The 15713-nt window shown below is 61.9% G+C and carries 13 protein-coding genes and 1 pseudogene; 11 read left to right on the plus strand and 3 right to left on the minus strand.

What is annotated here, in order from left to right; all coding sequences use genetic code 11:
* Positions 1–32: 32 nt before the first annotated feature.
* The 3 genes and pseudogenes from BLQ09_RS08815 to BLQ09_RS31485 all read left to right on the plus strand — a co-directional run.
* Complete coding sequence (locus BLQ09_RS08815) at positions 33–266, plus strand: VF530 family protein (RefSeq protein WP_027604640.1); 234 nt, start codon at positions 33–35, stop codon at positions 264–266.
* Positions 267–270: 4 nt separating this feature from the next.
* A complete protein-coding gene (locus tag BLQ09_RS08820; RefSeq protein WP_027604639.1) occupies positions 271–897 on the plus strand; it encodes a Pr6Pr family membrane protein in 627 nt (208 codons plus the stop codon).
* A pseudogene (locus tag BLQ09_RS31485) lies at positions 897–1078 on the plus strand (fimbrial protein); the annotation flags it as partial. The gene BLQ09_RS08820 and the pseudogene BLQ09_RS31485, both read left to right, overlap by 1 nt.
* Positions 1079–1118: 40 nt before the next feature.
* Here BLQ09_RS31485 and BLQ09_RS08825 read toward each other — a convergent pair.
* A complete protein-coding gene (locus BLQ09_RS08825) occupies positions 1119–1886 on the minus strand; it encodes a siderophore-interacting protein (RefSeq protein WP_092356270.1) in 768 nt (255 codons plus the stop codon).
* On the minus strand, positions 1883–2431 hold the full coding sequence (locus BLQ09_RS08830) for a PadR family transcriptional regulator (protein ID WP_027604637.1): 549 nt from the start codon (positions 2429–2431) through the stop codon (positions 1883–1885). Before BLQ09_RS08830 ends, BLQ09_RS08825 begins: the two co-directional genes overlap by 4 nt.
* A gap of 520 nt (positions 2432–2951) precedes the next feature.
* On the opposite strand from BLQ09_RS08830, the gene BLQ09_RS08835 reads away from it, so the two are divergent.
* From BLQ09_RS08835 to BLQ09_RS08865, 7 genes are all read left to right on the plus strand, one after another.
* A complete protein-coding gene (locus BLQ09_RS08835; RefSeq protein WP_027604636.1) occupies positions 2952–3443 on the plus strand; it encodes a CS1 type fimbrial major subunit in 492 nt (163 codons plus the stop codon).
* 122 nt (positions 3444–3565) lie between these two features.
* Positions 3566–6091 (plus strand): CS1-pili formation C-terminal domain-containing protein, encoded by a 2526-nt coding sequence (locus tag BLQ09_RS08840; RefSeq protein WP_092356273.1) that lies wholly within the window; start codon positions 3566–3568, stop codon positions 6089–6091.
* A gap of 26 nt (positions 6092–6117) precedes the next feature.
* On the plus strand, positions 6118–7356 hold the full coding sequence (locus BLQ09_RS08845; RefSeq protein ID WP_092356276.1) for a hypothetical protein: 1239 nt from the start codon (positions 6118–6120) through the stop codon (positions 7354–7356).
* 325 nt (positions 7357–7681) lie between these two features.
* Entirely contained in the window at positions 7682–8644 is a 963-nt protein-coding gene (locus tag BLQ09_RS08850) for a hypothetical protein (protein ID WP_223841662.1), read from the plus strand.
* Between the two features lie 15 nt (positions 8645–8659).
* Positions 8660–9400, plus strand: a complete 741-nt coding sequence (locus BLQ09_RS08855) for a pilus assembly protein (protein WP_092356282.1) — start codon at positions 8660–8662, stop codon at positions 9398–9400.
* Positions 9400–9930 (plus strand): CS1 type fimbrial major subunit, encoded by a 531-nt coding sequence (locus BLQ09_RS08860; RefSeq protein WP_223841661.1) that lies wholly within the window; start codon positions 9400–9402, stop codon positions 9928–9930. The genes BLQ09_RS08855 and BLQ09_RS08860 overlap by 1 nt, the downstream gene beginning before the upstream one ends.
* 20 nt (positions 9931–9950) lie before the next feature.
* On the plus strand, positions 9951–10691 hold the full coding sequence (locus BLQ09_RS08865; RefSeq protein ID WP_092356285.1) for a pilus assembly protein: 741 nt from the start codon (positions 9951–9953) through the stop codon (positions 10689–10691).
* On the opposite strand, the gene BLQ09_RS08870 is transcribed toward BLQ09_RS08865, so the two are convergent.
* Positions 10688–13798, minus strand: coding sequence for a transglycosylase domain-containing protein (locus BLQ09_RS08870; RefSeq protein ID WP_092356288.1), 3111 nt, complete (start codon positions 13796–13798; stop codon positions 10688–10690). The genes BLQ09_RS08865 and BLQ09_RS08870 overlap by 4 nt on opposite strands.
* Before the next feature lie 457 nt (positions 13799–14255).
* On the opposite strand from BLQ09_RS08870, the gene BLQ09_RS08875 reads away from it, so the two are divergent.
* Entirely contained in the window at positions 14256–15674 is a 1419-nt protein-coding gene (locus BLQ09_RS08875; protein WP_092356291.1) for an amino acid permease, read from the plus strand.
* Positions 15675–15713 lie beyond the last annotated feature (39 nt).

Consider the following 15713-nt stretch of genomic DNA (forward strand, 5'->3'; position numbering starts at 1 on the left):
CGCCTTCGTGAACACTTTTTCATAGGCCCGGCATGACCGCGACAAACAACGACCCCCTCCACGGCGTGACCCTGCAACACGTCCTCACCACCCTGGTGGAACACTACGAATGGGCAGGCCTGGCCGAACGCATTGATATCCGTTGCTTCAAGAGCGACCCGAGCATCAAGTCGAGCCTGACCTTCCTGCGCAAGACCCCATGGGCGCGGGAGAAGGTCGAAGGCTTGTACGTCAAGCTGATGCGCACCAAACGCCCGCTGGATTGACCTCATGAAGCGGTATGTGGCGGCAGCGGCGCTGACCGGTTGGGTGGGCCTGGCGATTCAGCAATACCTGATTTTCTATTCGCGCTGGGAGTCCGGCGCCAGCCTGCTCGGTGGGTTGATCAACTTCTTCAGTTTCTTCACGGTGCTGACCAATACCCTGGCAGCGGTGGTGCTGAGCTATGCGTGGGTGAAGCGCGATTCTGCAGCCAGGCGGTTTTTCCTCACCCCCGGTGTCAGCAGCGGCATCGCCGTCAGCATCGTGGTGGTGGGCCTGGCCTACAGCCTGTTGCTGCGGCATCTGTGGCAGCCCGAAGGTTTTCAATGGATCGCCGATGAGCTGCTGCACGACGTGATGCCGCTGCTGTTCGTGCTGTACTGGTGGCGCTGCGTGCCCAAGGGCCAGTTGCGCCTCAAGCACATTGGCCTGTGGGTCATCTACCCGTTGGTGTACTTCGGCTATGTGCTGCTGCGTGGGGATTTGCTCGGGCAGTACCAGTACCCGTTCATCGATGTCGGCACCCTGGGTTATCCACATGTGTTTGTGAATGCCGGGGGGATCCTGCTGGGGTTCGTGCTGGTTGCCCTGGCGGCGGTCGGCCTGGACAGGACCTTGAAATCACCCCGAATTTAACCTGCACGATCAACATAACAACCCGATCGATATCAACATTCGGCAATGTGCACCAAAGAGCAATAGGTACCGATCCGCCGACACGATCCACCGCAGCAACCGCCGGCTCACCTATTCATGCCCGGACGGTGGGATCACCATCACCTGCAAAGGTACTGCCTCGTCGTTCGATACGCGCCTGCCGCTGGGGTTGTCAGCGGCAGCGGTGTCCTTGTTGAGGCTTACTCCTCTTCGCTGCCTTCCGCACGCCAGTAACCCACCGCCTTGAGGAACGCCTCATTGACCTTGTGGGTGTCCAGCAGCACCCGGCGTACCTGGCGCGACAGCCTGGTTTCGGTGGCGACAAAGCTGTACAACGAACCGCTCGGCAGCGTCAGTTTCTGCACGGTGTCGAGCAGGTCGTCCTGGCCGCGCACGACCCATTTCACCTCCACATCGGCAGCACTTGCCAGTGCCTGCCGTTCCGCCGCATTGGCGATTTCGATCACCGCCAGCACCTTGCGCCCGGCCGGCAATTCTTCCAGGCGCCGAGCAATGGCCGGGATCGCCGTCTCATCGCCGATCAGCAAATAGCTGTCGAACATATCCGGCACGATCATCGAGCCCCGTGGCCCGCCGATGTACAGGTGCTGGCCGACCGTGGCCTGTTCTGCCCAGGTGGAGGCGGGGCCGTCGCCGTGCAGCACGAAGTCGATGTCCAGCTCGCCGATGTCCAGGTCGAAGCGCCGTGGCGTGTAGTCGCGCATCGCCGGTTGCGGGCCGTCGCCCTTGATGTTGAAGGTCGGGCTTTCCAGCGCCGCTTGTTCGGCAGCGTTCTGCGGGAACAGCAGCTTGATGTGATCGTCACTGCCCAGGCTGATAAAGCCCGCCAGTTCCGGGCCGCCCAGGGTGATGCGGCGCATGCGCGGGGTGAGGTCGACTACCCGCACGACTTCGAGGCGGCGGCGTTTGATTTCGTGGGTCACGCGGTGGATGGCTTGCGTATTCATTGAGCTGTCCCGTCGGCAATGGCTTGGGCGGCGCCGTTGAGCAGCGCCGCGACACGAACGATTTCTTCCGGGCTCCAGCGCCCGTGGTGCGAATGCAAGGCATGGCGCAGGTTATGCACGGCCTCGTGGATTTCCGCTGGGCGGTCATGGCCGCGCAGCGAGCGTTTGCTCACGTCCATGCGCAGGCGAATGCCGTCGAGAGCCACTGCCTGTTCGCTTAGGAAGAGACGACCGGCCTCGGTGATTGTGTAGCGTTTTTTTCCACCTTCGGCGTCGCCGGCGATCAATTCGCTTTCTTCCAGGAAGGTCAGCGTGGGGTAGATCACCCCGGGGCTGGGGCTGTAGGCGCCGTCGAACAGGGTTTCGATGCGGCGGATCAAGTCATAGCCGTGGCACGGCTGCTCGGCAATCAGCGCCGGCAGCAGCAGTTTCAGGTCACCCGGTGCGAAGACACGCGGGCCACGCCCACCGCGTTCGCGGCCGGCGCGCTTTTCAAAGCCATCGTGGCGCTCACCGTGGTCTCGGTGGTGATGAGGGTCTCTCATGATGATGTTCTCTTGTCTGATTTCGATACAACTTAAGATATATCTTATGAGAGATGCAAAATCTTCTGACGAGCGGTGCCGGCAGGCGAGAGCTGCTTCTGAAGGAGCGTCACGACCCACAATCCGTTCCGGCGCTACCATCCTTTATTTGACCGTTAAATGGCGATTTCATGAATGGGGAATAAACTTATTAAGTACGTCTTTAGGCGAAACGCTTGAATAGTTAGAGTCTGCGGTGCGTGTAGTTAATGTCCTACAGATAAATGAATAAACTAAGTAGTATCGAGTGCTTTAAAAGGTAATACATAGATGACAGTTAATATTCAACGTATTGAATAATATTGTTTTTTTCTGTATTGCCCAGTCGTGATTAATTACGCGGTTAAACGAATGTGCTGGCATCGTTGAATGGGTTTTCGAGGGAGTATTTACCGGCGTCGCAAGACACGCATTACGCGATTGCTTGCGGCGCGAGAAACCGTTTCTCAACTAAAGACTGATGTCACTACAGGTACTTAAAATGCTTAAAAAGACCGCTTTCGTGCTGCCACTGATCGCTCTGGCTATTGGCTCTTCCAGCGTGTTCGCTGCCGGCGAAGCTACCAGCGTCATCAACATCAAGGCCACCATTCCTACCAAGCAGTTTCATGTCCAGCCGCGTGATCCCAACTTCGGTCGTGATGAAACCATGGCCTACAACACCGTCAGCGGTGAACTGAGTTCGCTGCGCGCTACCTACGATGTGAAGAACACGGATGGCTCGATCAAGGCCTACATCGAAGGCGGTCCTGCTTCGTTGACCAACGGCACTTCGTCGATCGCACTGACGAACACCTTCAACGGTGTGGTGCTGACCGGTTCGCCGCTGGAAGTGGTCGACGACGCCAGTTCCACCCCAGGTACCCAGGCGGATCTGGTCGTGGCCGCAGCCAAGCCGGCGGATGGCATTTCCGGCCTCTTCACCACCAACTACACCATCGTGTTCGACCACGAGCCACGCGTTACTCCGTAACGCCAAGCCCGTTGACTCAATAAGCCGCGGCTTATTGTTGGGTAGCGGTACCGGTCGGCAGGCAGCGTTTGTCGGTCGATCGGTCTCCCTGTTTTGACGTCCGAATTCAGAGTATTCCGTTCATGTTCCCGATGACTCCCATCGCGGCAGCGCTCGCCCTGTTGTTTTGTGCGGGCGCGTTGGCGGCAGGTACCGCCGACGGTACAACCCCTCGTAGTTTGCTGTCCCAGGCCAAGGGACTGCCGGCGGACTTTGAAGAGCACTTTTTCGACGTGCCGCTGGCGGTCAGGGTTGAGTTGGATCAGGAGTTTGTCTCCGAGGCGATGATAGTCCTGACCCGTGATGACCGCATGACCCTGCTCGACTTTACCGACCACGACGGCAGCGTGATCAAGGACGAAGAGCGCGACCAGTGGGCCGATTACCTGAAACAGGGTGTGGCCCTGGGTGCCTGCGCCAGCAACTGCCCGGATGGGCTCATGGCCGTGCACTACAACCTGGAAAACTCCACGGTGTCGCTGCTGACCGAAAACGCCGAGCGTGATGAGCAGGCGCAGCGCTACTATTTCCTGCCCACCGGTGGCAGCACCGGCCTGATCGTACGCAACCAATTGAACCTCAGCGGCGGCGAAGGCCAGGACCTGGGCGGGCGCTTCGGCATCGACGCCAGCAGCAGCCTGGGCCTGTGGAGCCAGACCCTGAACATGCAGTTCTCGCGCCTCGGCGGTCCCGATGACGACGACCTCAACCACGCGGTGTATGCGCTCTATACCCAGCGCGAGTTGCAGGGCAACTTCCTGCGCCTGGGTTACTTCACCCCCAACGCCGAAGGCCTGACCCGCCAGTTGCGCACCTTCGGTGCCAGCCCGGACACCGCGGTCGGCGTGATGTACGGCAGTTCCGACAGCCTGGTGATCAACAACTCCAAACCGGCGGTCTACCCGATCTATGTCACCGCCAGCCGCCAGGCATCGGTGGAGATTTACCGCAACGGCCTGCTGATCAACACCCAGCCGGTCGGCAGCGGCCTGCACAGCCTGGACACCCGACCACTGCCCGGTGGCATCTATGAAGTGGAAGTGCGCCTGGTGGAAGACGGCCAGATCACCAGCACCACCCAGGAGCTGGTGTACAAGCCCAACAACTGGCGCAACCACGACGAGCGTTGGCGCTACAACCTGTTCGCCGGCCAGGAAAGCAAACTGCTGAGTAATTTCGACGAACAAAGCAGCGGCAGTCCGACTGCCGGCGTTTCCCTCAATTACCTGGCGCATCCCCGTGTGGTGCTGGGTGTATCCGGGCGCCAGGTCAAGGACAACATGCAGTACGGCTCCTCGATCGACTGGACCCTGGCCGACCAGGCCAGCCTGTACGCCAACGTGTACTGGTCGGAAAAGTACGGCACCGGCCTCGACCTCAACGGCTTATACAACTACGGCATGGGCAGCGTGGTGTTCAACCACACCCGCAGCTGGCTCGACACCCGCAACACCTACGAAAACCTGCCCGATGGCACGCGTATTCGCCAGCGCGACATCTTTGTCGGCCAGACCAGCAGTTCGTCGATTTCGGTCAACCATCGCCTGAGCAACCTGCGTTCGATCAATGGCCGGCTGTTCTACAGCGAGGGCAATAACGAAGGCGTCGGCCTGGACCTGGGCTGGACCGAACGCACCCACCTGTTCGGCAACGACGCCAATTGGCGGCTGTCAGTGTTCGACCGGCCCGCCAGCGCCAGCACGGGCGACCGGCGCAACCGCGGGGTCGACCTGAGCGTCAGCCTGGCCCTCGGCGCGCCGGGCGAGCAATGGTCCGCCAGTATCGGCACGCGGACTTCCCGCGACGGGACCCGCGACAACAATGCCTCGCTGACCTACCGCAAGGACCTGCAGGACCACATGCTGCAAAGCGTGTCCGCCACGGCAACCACCGACACCTACGGCGTCGGTTTGTCCGGCATGGCCAGTTTCGAAAACGAGTTTGTCAGTGGTGACGGCTATGCCCAGCGCTCGTCGTTCAACAACGAGTTGTCCGGCGGCCTCAACCTGGACAGCACCTTCGCCCTGGGCCAGCAGAAGATGGTGCTCACCAGCCAATACCACGGCACCGGTTCCGGCCTGATCGTGGACGTGGAGACCGACGTCGATGACATCGCCCTGCGCGCCGACGACCTGAGCGGCGGCAGCACGGCCCTGCGCCCCGGCCGCAACTTCATCCCGATCACCGCCTACAAGGGCAGCTCGGTGAGCTTCGACTTCGAAGGCAACCATGCACCCTCGGCCACGATCCAGCCGCCGCGCACGCGCTACCACTTGAACAAGGGGGGCGTGGAGTATCGCAAGATCAGTGTGATGCAAACCGTGACCGTTCTCGGTCGCCTGGTGGATCCCCAGGGCAAACCGCTCAAGGGCTTGCACGTGATCAATCACGCCACCCGTGGGGTGAGCGAGGTCGACGGCTTCTTCTCGCTGGAAATGAACGCCAGTTCACCCACCCTCGAAGTGCGCCGTAACAACCAGTTGCTCTGCCAGTTCCGGCTCGACCCCTCCAAGGCCCGCAGCGAAAACAGCGTGCTGATGATCGGTGACTTGCGTTGCACGCCGGATACGTTGGCCGACTCCACCACCGCCGAACAGATTGCCGGTTGAGCATGATGACGAGACTAAACAACGTTATGAAAAAACCCAGGGCCCGCGCGCCTCGCCGTTTCGCCCTGGGCATGGCCGTCCTGCTGTGTTCCGCTGGCGCAACGGCCGACGAGAACATCACCGCACGGTTCCGCCCCGATCCGTCCAACCCCATGGTGAACAAATTCGAAAACACCACGCCGATCAGCTCGATCTGCGCCGCGCATATTCCGGCGCGCTGCAAGGCGTTGGGTATTTTCAGCCTGCGGGACACTACCCTCAGGATTGCCAGCATCGCACCGATCATTGCCAATCATGAGGAGGAGCGTCAGGGCTTCATGGTCAAGGTGCCGTCCGCTTGGCGTGACTTGGTCGTGACCCATGCCACCACCCAGGAAACAGAGATCGTTCAAGTCCGGATCGCTGGCATCGGCGGGTATTGGTCTGTCCCCCGGCCTCCAGGCGTGTCGGCATGGGGGCAGCCAGGGATCGCCTGGTCAACACAGTGGCGGTACGCTCCTTCCCCTTGCCAAAGCACCAGCCATCTTGCAGCGGGTACCGCGTCCGCTTCGTACTTCTGGCTGACGCCTGAAGGGGCCGGCCCTTGCAGCCGGAAACCGTCACAGGACCTGCTCAGGATGAACGTCAACACCATGGAGTATGCCTACGAACTGCGCACGCCCAACCCCTTGGGCATGTCCAGCGGGCTATACACCGGCAGCATCACCTACACCATGGGCCCTGGCGGCGATTACGATTTCGGCGACGTCATGATGCCCTCCAAGAACGCCCTCACGTTCAACTTCACCTTGAGCGTGGAGCACGACCTCAAGGTCGAGGTACCGCCGGGGGGCAATCGCATTGAACTGGTGCCCCAGGGCGGCTGGCAGCCCTGGCTGAACCAGGGCCGCAAACCCGCGCGGCTGTTCCGTGACCAGACCTTCAATATCTCCGCCTCGTCGCGCTTCAAGATGCAGTTGGGGTGCGAGCGAACGATGGGCGATACCTGCGCCTTGAGAAACGCCACCGACGGCCACGCAGTGCCGGTGGATGTCAGCGTCAGCCTGCCCCATGGCTTGAGCCACGGGGACGGTGCGCCGGTGAATCGCCAGCCGTTGCTGCTGAGCGGTGCCGGTACCGAGTTGTTTCAACCGGGGTTCTATGTCAACCGACGGCCCGGCACCTTGCACTTCGAGGTCAAGAAAGACTACGCCGAACAGATGCTCGAACGGGGAGGCAGCACCTACTCGGGCCAGGTCACGGTGGTCTGGGATTCGCAAGTATGAAGCGCCGTCAGTTACGTAGTGTTGGAGTAAAGACATGAAGGTGTGGAAACGGATAGGACGTTGCTCCAGCGTTGCGGCCTGTACGCTATTGGCGTTGCTGGCAATGCCCGCAATGGCGGTACACATGAACATCCAGGCTGAGTTTCGGCCGGACCCTGCAAATCCGCATTTGAACAAGTTCGAGAATAAAACCCCGAACACGGGTTACTGCGTGGTTTATCCCGCTCAATGTGCCGCCCTGAATCTATTCAGCCTCAGGGCTGGTATTTCGTCTGAATCCATTGGGACGATTCCTGCGTTTCATACGGATCCCCGGCAAGGAGCAATGTTTAAACTCCCGACGGAGTGGCAGGACCTGACGGTTATCCATCGACAGACCCAGGAAGTGGAAACGGTCAGGGTCCGGATCCTGGGGATCGGTTCGACGTATTCGGTACCGAATCTGGTCAACCTGGTGGGGGGCGGCGTTACTCCTTTGCAGGCGCATGAACGCTTGTGGACCGGTTCTAATTGGGTGTACGCGCCGAGTCCTTGCCGAGGTACCGGGGTGAGCGCCTATTGGGGCGTGTCGTTTGCATTTTTCTGGGGAGCCCCCGTTGGTTCGCTATGTGCCAAGCAGGCCAGGTTCGATATCCCCACGATGCGTTTCAGCCATCTGGAATTTGCCTACGAACTCAGCACGCCTAACCCTTTAGGCATGTCTTCAGGGGAGTACACCGGCAGTCATCAATATACCGTGGGGCCCGGACAGGACTTTGACCTGGGCAACATGATGATGCCCAGCAGTCCTACGCTGACCCTGAACTTCACCCTGTCTGTGCTGCATGAACTCAAGGTCGAAGTTCCTCCCGGTGCAAACCGTATTGAACTGGTCCCTAAAGGCGGCTGGCAAGCCTGGCTGAACCAGGGCCGCAAACCGGCGCGCCTGTTCCGTGACCAGACCTTCAACATGTCCGCATCGTCGCGTTTCAAGATGCAGATGGCCTGCGAGTGGGTCATCGGTGACACCTGCGCGTTGAAAAACACCAGCGACGGCCACCAAGTGCCGGTGGATGTCAGCGTCAGCCTGCCCTACGGCCTGACCCGTGAGGACGGCGCCGCCGTGAACCGCCAGCCGCTGCTGCTCAGCGGTGCCGGCACCGAGCTGTTCAAGCCTGGTTTCTACGTCAATCGCCGGCCCGGTACCTTGCATTTCGAAGTCAAGAAAGATTACGCCGACCAGATGCTCAGCCGTGGCGGCACCACCTATTCAGGCCAGGTCACGGTGGTCTGGGATTCGGAACTCTAACGGGGATTTATGGCGATGAAACATCTGTTGGCGCTGTGTGCGCTGTGCTGGTTGCCGTTGTCGGCGCCAGCGGCTCCCAACATCAACGTCGGGGTGTTCTATGACTACCTCGACGGTGACAAAAGTACCTACCTGAAACGGATATTCAACGGTGGCGACAGTACGGCGTTCATCAAGGTCTCGGTGATGGAGATCCTCTACAACGCCGATGGCAGCGCCGAGGAGGTCGAGCTCAAGAACACCCCCGGGAATGCCGCGCGCGATGGCCTGATGGCCACGCCGGCCCGCCTGATCGTGCCGCCCGATGGCATGCAGGGCACACGCCTGTTGTACCTGGGCGAGCGGCAAAACGAGCGCTATTTCCGCCTGCGTTTCGTGCCCGTGATGCCCGAGCCCGAGGACGATTTCGTGGTCTCCAGCGAAGAGCGCGAGGCCTACAAGAATCAACTGTCAGCCGGGGTCACGGTGTTGGCGGGGTTCGGCACGGTGTTTTTCGTGCGGCCCAAGGACACCCGCTTCGCCACCCGCATCGATGAGCAACCCGTTGAGTACGGGCTGCATAACGACGGCAACAGCGTGGTGGTGGTCGATGAGTTCAAGGACTGCGCCAGTGGCGATAGCCAGGACTGCCTGCCCGTCACCAAGCATCACATCCTGCCGGGGCGTGCCTTCAGCTTTGCCAGGCAGGCCGGGCGTACCTACCGCTTCACCCTGATCGAGGGCAGCGAAAAAAAACCATATGAGGTCAAAGGCTGATGGTCAGTGAAATAGCCCCAGGGGGCGCGCGCCAGTCGTGCAGACATTGCAAGCTCGTGTTGGCGGCGCTGCTGCTGATGGTGGGCGCATTGCTGAGTACCCAGGCCTTGGCGATCCGTGAAGAACAGGTGTTCGATGTGTCCGTGACCATCCCGACCGCAGACTTTTACGTCCTGCCGATCAACCCCGGGTTCCTGGAGCGCGAGCAAAAAATGGTCTGGGACCTGGTACCCGGGCGCCTGCGCCCGCTGCGCGAGCACTTTGACGTGAAGAGTTCCGCCGGCGGCATCAACGCCCGTCTGGGCGCGTTGCCCACGCTGTTCAATGGCGGGCGCACCTATATCGACTTGAACGTCACCTTCAACGGCCAGGTGCTGGGCCTCGATGACACCCTGGTGGTGCCGCACGACGAGGCGCGCCAGGGCAAGCGCGTGCTGCTGGATATCTCGGCGGTCGAGCCGGCGGATGGTTTTACCCCTGGTGAGTACTACGGCAGCGTCGAGCTGCTGTTCGATGCGGTACGGCCGTGATGATGGGCAGAGGAGTGGTTATGAAGGCTTTATATGCAATGCTGGGTTTGATGCTGTGTTCACTCAATGCCCAGGCCGGGCCGAACATCAACGTCGGTGACTTCTACGATTATTTGCGCGGCGATAAAAGCACCTACCTCAAGCGGGTATTCAACGGCGGCACCAAGACGGCCTTCGTCAAGGTCAATGTCACCGAGATGCTCTACAAGCCCGACGGCAGCTACGACGAGGTGCCGCTCAAGCTCGAAGCCGATGGCAGCGTGCGCAACGGCCTGGTGGCCAGCCCGGCGCGCCTGATCGTGCCGGCGGACGGCATGCAGAGCACGCGTTTTGTGTTTATCGGCGATCGCGACCGCGAGCGCTACTTCCGGGTACGCTACCTGCCGGTCGCGCCCGAGACCGAAGACGGCTTTGGTCTCAGCGACGAAGAGCGCAAAGCCTACGAAGAGACCTTGGTGGGAGGCGTGCAGGTGATGGCCGGCTACGGCACGGTGTTCTTCGTGCGGCCCAAGGACAGCCGCTTCGACACCCGGGTCGAAAACGGCGGGCAGCGTTACACCTTGCGCAATGCCGGCAACACCGTGGTGGTGGTGGATGAGTTCAAGGATTGCGCGGCAAAGGACCGTACATCCTGCGCCCCGACCACCAAGAACCATATCTTCCCTGGCCGGGTGTTCAGCTTTGAAAAACAGCCCGGGCGGACGTATCGGTTCTATCTGGTGGAGGGCACCTCCGAACGCATCATCGAAATCAACGGTTAGTCTGTTGAGGTCACGGCACGAGGCGGGTTGCACAGGGTATGGCCGCCCGGTTGCAGGTACGGCATCAGCACCGGTGCCATGCCCTTGAGCACCTGCACCGGCAGCGCCGAGGTAAAGGTGAAATTCTGCGCGCCGCTGCCGGGCACGAAGGCCGTCAGCGTGCCGAAATGCCGGTCGCCGATATAGAACACAAAGGTCGCGGTACGGTTGATCGCCTTGGAGCTGAGGATGCGCCCACCGGCGCCGATGGCTTCGATGCGATTGTCCCCGGTGCCGGTCTTGCCGCCCATGGCCAGCGGTGTGCCGTCGGGCAGCTTGAAGCTGCCCGACACGCGTTTGGCCGTGCCCGCATCCACCACCTGGGACAACGCGCCGCGCAAGGCGGTGGCGACTTCGCTGGGCATCACCCGCTTGCCTTTGTCGGGGTTGTTCACCAGGCGGGTTTCATAGGGGGTGTCGACGGCAAAGTGCAGGCTGTCGATGCGCAGCGTCGGCTCGCGTACGCCGTCGTTGAGGATCGTGCCCACCAGTTCCGCCAGCGCCGCCGGGCGGTCCCCCGAGCTGCCGATGGCCGTGGCCAGGGACGGCACCAGGTGGTCGAACGGGTAGCCCACCGCCTGCCAGCGCTGGTGAATATCCAGGAACGCCTCGACCTCCAGCATGGTGCGGATACGACTGTCGCGGGCGCTCTTGTGGCGGCTCTTGAACAGCCAGCCATAGACTTCCTGGCGCTCATGCTCGCTGGCGGCGACGGCCTGGGTGAAGGTGGCGTCGGGGTGGTTCAACAGGTAGCCGAGCAGCCACAGGTCCAGGGGGTGGACCTTGGCGATATAGCCTTGGTCCGGCAGGTCGTAGGCACCGGGGCCGTAGTCGTTGTAGAGCCTGGCCAGGCGTTCGTCGGTCAGTTTTTCTGCGGCCTTGCTGCCGGTCAGGTGGGAGCGCACGAAGCTGTTGAAGCTCGCCTGGCTGGCCTGGGGCAACAGGTAGCGGTGCACGGCGGCCAGGCGGATGGCGGTGGGGTGCAGGCTGTCGAGAAAGGTGGCGAGCCGCGCCTGGGTGTCCTTGTTGCGGTACTTTTTCCAGAAGCGCAGCAGGAAGGTCGTGCCTTCGCGGTCGGCGAACTGGGCCAGGTATTCCTGGCGCCGTGGGTTGCTGTCGTCCTTGAGCAACTCGGCACTGTTGTTGTCTGCGTGATAGGTGCTGTAGCGCACCAGGTCACGCATCAGGCGAATAAATGGCAGGTTGATCGACTCACGCAGGGCGTCGCGCAACGTCGGGTTGCGGCCGTTGTCTTCATTGCGAAAGTTATGGAAGCGATGCAGGCCGCCGCCGGTAAAGAAGCTCTCGCCGGGGCTGGCGGAATACGACCGGTCGAGGGCGGCCTCGAGCATCTTCGACAGGCTCTTGTCGCTGTTTTGCGCCAGGTAGTCCACGGCCCAGCGCGACAGGCGATCCTGCTCATCGATATCGACTTTTTTCAGTGCAGCCGGTGTCTGGTCGGCGTAGCGCTGGTGCAGTTCGCTGATGATTTGCAGGTAGGTGGTGAGCACCCGCAGCTTGGCGGTGGAGCCCAGTTCCAGCTTGCTGCTCTCGTTGATATCGAACGGCTGGTCGGTGTTGTCGGTCTGCACCCGGACCCGCGCGCCGTCGCCGGTCATCTCGTACAGCGTGAAGCTGTAGCGCACCTGGGCGGTGCTGGCGGGCGTCAGCAGGCGCGGGCCGAGCAGGCCGAGTTGCCCGGCGAAGGCCGGATCGGCCAGGTGCTTGAGGTAGGCCGTGGCCTGGGTTTGCAGCTCATTGTGCAAGGTGCTGGTGGCGGACAGGTCGAGGCGATCCAGGTCATACAGCGGGCGGTTGAGCAGGGCGGCCAGGCGGCTGCGGGCCATGCTGATGCCTTTGTTGGTGTCAATCGCTTGGAGCGTCGGCTGTTGCTGCCAGTCGCGGTAACTTACTTTGCTGGCCAGGGCGGCCCTTGCCAGGGCAGGGTCGATGATCCCGTCCTGCTCCAGCAGGCGGAGGTGGCTGTCGGTCAGGTTCGAAAGTTCCGCGTGGCCTTTGGACAGGTAATGGGAAGGCCGGCGCTGGGCAATCATCAACGACAACACTTCGCGCAGGGCCAGGCCCTTTTGCGCGAGGTCCTGCGGGCTGGCGTCGGCGAGCAACGCGTTGGTGCGGTCGAAGTCGGCGCCGTACCACACACGCAACCCTTCGGCCATGCCATGCACTTCGCCGTGACCGGGCACGGCGGACAACGGCACGCTGTTGAGGTAGTCGCGCACGATGTCCTGGCGCGCCTGCAAGGTCTGCGGGCCATCCCGATAGGCGCGCACGCTGGCGGAAAACATCTGGCGCAGTTTCTCGCCGCCGGACAGCGTCAGCCCGTCAGGGGAGTGGCGGTATTTTTCCAGCTGGGTGGCCAGGGTACTGCCGCCGGCGGTCTGCCCGGGCAAGTGCAACAGCTTGGCCACTTGCGACCACGCCGCCCTGGCGAAGCGCGGCCAGTCCACCGCCGGGTTGGCCTGGGGCTGGGCCGGGTCGAGCAAGTCGCGGTTCTCGATGAACAGCAGGCTGTTGACCACCACCGGCGGGATCGCGTCGAAACGCTGGTAGGACTGCTGTGGGTAGGTGAACCGGTACAACGGCTCGGCGCGGCAATCGCTGATCGACAGGCCGGCCTGGATTTTCTCCCCATAAGGCACGAACAGGCCGCGCTCGGCATAGGTCATCAGGGGCGGGGAGAAGCGCACCTGGCTCTGGACCAGATAGTTGCGCTTGAGCAGGCGCGGCAGGAATTCATCCAGGTCGCTGTAGCCCAGGCGTTTGTCGAAAGGCCCGTCACCGGGATAGACCACGGCATCGCTGGGGCCGGGTTCGAGCCTGTAGTTCAGGGTGGCGGCCAGGCGGCTCAGTTCCCGGGCCTGCCAATGGGACGTGCGCATTTCGCGCTGGGCGGCGAACCCTGCGGCGATCAGGCCGATCACCAGCAACAGCCACGCCATTCGCCACCGGTACAGCCGTTTGCGGGAGCGTCGTGGCAATGGCTGTTCGTCCATGCTGTCGGTGGGGGCCGCAGCCTTGGTTGAATCGGTTTGCCATAAAGCGCCCATAGTCGATTGATCCATCCCGGCAGATTGATCGGACTTGATTCAAGCGTAGACGCTGATGGGCACCGCCGAGAAATTTGTCGGCGTGCGGGCGACCCCGTGCAACCCCTGGCGATTCATCGCGGCGAAATCAGCCTGCCCATGGCCCGCACGTGGTTCTTCGACGTGCCGATGTGGGCGCCGCCAGGGTCAGTACGCAGGGCAATGGGCTTAAGCCGCGCACCATTGCCGTGCGATACTCCCACCGCGCAATCGGAGTTCTCCGGGAGTTCCCGCTGAATATTGCCGTTTATAGAGTGAAAATCACTGGGTTGAGCTTTTTATACTGCACCCCCCTGATCTGGCCCGGCCAGACCGGTTGACCCATAAGGTTCACCGGAGACGGCATGCCATGGCTGACCCGCCGTGGCGTGCCGGACTCGGAGGCTCATATCCAATAACAAGACGAGGTTGTATCCCTATGCCTGTCGGCAACCACCTGCCCCATGGCGAGACCGCTTCGGGCGGCCCGCTCAAACGCGAACTGGGCGAACGGCATATCCGCCTGATGGCGCTCGGCGCCTGTATCGGTGTCGGCCTGTTCCTCGGCTCGGCCAAGGCTATCGAAATGGCCGGCCCGGCCATCATGCTGTCCTACATCATCGGTGGCCTGGCCATCCTGGTGATCATGCGCGCCCTCGGCGAAATGGCCGTGCACAACCCGGTCGCCGGCTCGTTCAGCCGCTATGCCCAGGACTACCTCGGCCCGTTGGCGGGCTTCCTGACCGGCTGGAACTATTGGTTCCTGTGGCTGGTGACCTGCGTGGCGGAGATCACTGCGGTGGCGGTGTACATGGGCGTGTGGTTCCCCGATACGCCGCGCTGGATCTGGGCCCTGGCAGCCCTGATCAGCATGGGCACCATCAACCTGATCGCGGTGAAGGCCTTCGGTGAGTTCGAATTCTGGTTCGCGCTGATCAAGATCGTCACCATCATTGCCATGGTGATCGGCGGCGTCGGCATCATTGCCTTCGGCTTCGGCAACGACGGCGTGGCCCTGGGCATTTCCAACCTGTGGAGCCACGGCGGCTTCATGCCCAATGGCGTCCAGGGCGTGTTGATGTCCCTGCAAATGGTGATGTTCGCCTACCTGGGCGTGGAGATGATCGGCCTCACCGCCGGTGAAGCGAAGAACCCGCAGAAGACCATTCCCCGCGCCATCGGCTCGGTGTTCTGGCGCATTTTGCTGTTCTACGTGGGCGCGTTGTTCGTGATCCTGTCGATCTACCCGTGGAATGAAATCGGCACCCAGGGCAGCCCGTTCGTGATGACCTTCGAGCGCCTGGGCATCAAGACCGCCGCCGGCATCATCAACTTCGTGGTGATCACTGCGGCACTGTCGTCGTGCAACGGCGGCATCTTCAGCACCGGGCGCATGCTCTACAGCCTGGCGCAGAACGGCCAGGCACCGGCCGCGTTCGGTACCACCTCGAGCAACGGCGTACCGCGCAAGGCGCTGCTGTTGTCGATCTTCGCCTTGCTGCTGGGCGTGTTGCTCAACTACCTGGTGCCGGAGAAAGTCTTCGTCTGGGTCACGTCCATCGCCACCTTCGGTGCGATCTGGACGTGGGTCATGATCCTGCTGGCCCAGCTCAAGTTCCGCAGGAGCCTGAGCCCGGCCGAACAGAAAGCCCTCAAGTACCGCATGTGGCTGTACCCGGTCAGTTCGTACCTGGCCCTGGCGTTCCTGGTGCTGGTGGTGGGCCTGATGGCGTACTTCCCGGATACCCGCGTGGCACTGTATGTGGGGCCGGCGTTCCTGGTGCTGCTGACCGTGTTGTTCTACGTGTTCAAGCTGCAGCCGACCCCGGTCGTCCAGGGTTCACAGCCATCGGCGTGATCCCTTGAGCGCGGGCCGGCCTGTGTTACGACAGGTCGG

The sequence above is a fragment of the Pseudomonas sp. NFACC25 genome (assembly GCF_900100935.1).
Lineage (GTDB): Bacteria > Pseudomonadota > Gammaproteobacteria > Pseudomonadales > Pseudomonadaceae > Aquipseudomonas > Aquipseudomonas marginalis.

What these genes read in the sequence shown, in the direction of transcription:
- BLQ09_RS08815 (WP_027604640.1), top strand. Translation starts at nt 33, where the DNA reads ATGACCGCGACAAACAACGACCCCCTCCACGGCGTGACCCTGCAACAC.
- BLQ09_RS08820 (WP_027604639.1), top strand. Translation starts at nt 271, where the DNA reads ATGAAGCGGTATGTGGCGGCAGCGGCGCTGACCGGTTGGGTGGGCCTG.
- BLQ09_RS08825 (WP_092356270.1), bottom strand. Translation starts at nt 1,886, where the DNA reads ATGAATACGCAAGCCATCCACCGCGTGACCCACGAAATCAAACGCCGC.
- BLQ09_RS08830 (WP_027604637.1), bottom strand. Translation starts at nt 2,431, where the DNA reads ATGAGAGACCCTCATCACCACCGAGACCACGGTGAGCGCCACGATGGC.
- BLQ09_RS08835 (WP_027604636.1), top strand. Translation starts at nt 2,952, where the DNA reads ATGCTTAAAAAGACCGCTTTCGTGCTGCCACTGATCGCTCTGGCTATT.
- BLQ09_RS08840 (WP_092356273.1), top strand. Translation starts at nt 3,566, where the DNA reads ATGTTCCCGATGACTCCCATCGCGGCAGCGCTCGCCCTGTTGTTTTGT.
- BLQ09_RS08845 (WP_092356276.1), top strand. Translation starts at nt 6,118, where the DNA reads ATGAAAAAACCCAGGGCCCGCGCGCCTCGCCGTTTCGCCCTGGGCATG.
- BLQ09_RS08850 (WP_223841662.1), top strand. Translation starts at nt 7,682, where the DNA reads ATGTTTAAACTCCCGACGGAGTGGCAGGACCTGACGGTTATCCATCGA.
- BLQ09_RS08855 (WP_092356282.1), top strand. Translation starts at nt 8,660, where the DNA reads ATGAAACATCTGTTGGCGCTGTGTGCGCTGTGCTGGTTGCCGTTGTCG.
- BLQ09_RS08860 (WP_223841661.1), top strand. Translation starts at nt 9,400, where the DNA reads ATGGTCAGTGAAATAGCCCCAGGGGGCGCGCGCCAGTCGTGCAGACAT.
- BLQ09_RS08865 (WP_092356285.1), top strand. Translation starts at nt 9,951, where the DNA reads ATGAAGGCTTTATATGCAATGCTGGGTTTGATGCTGTGTTCACTCAAT.
- BLQ09_RS08870 (WP_092356288.1), bottom strand. Translation starts at nt 13,798, where the DNA reads ATGGGCGCTTTATGGCAAACCGATTCAACCAAGGCTGCGGCCCCCACC.
- BLQ09_RS08875 (WP_092356291.1), top strand. Translation starts at nt 14,256, where the DNA reads ATGCCTGTCGGCAACCACCTGCCCCATGGCGAGACCGCTTCGGGCGGC.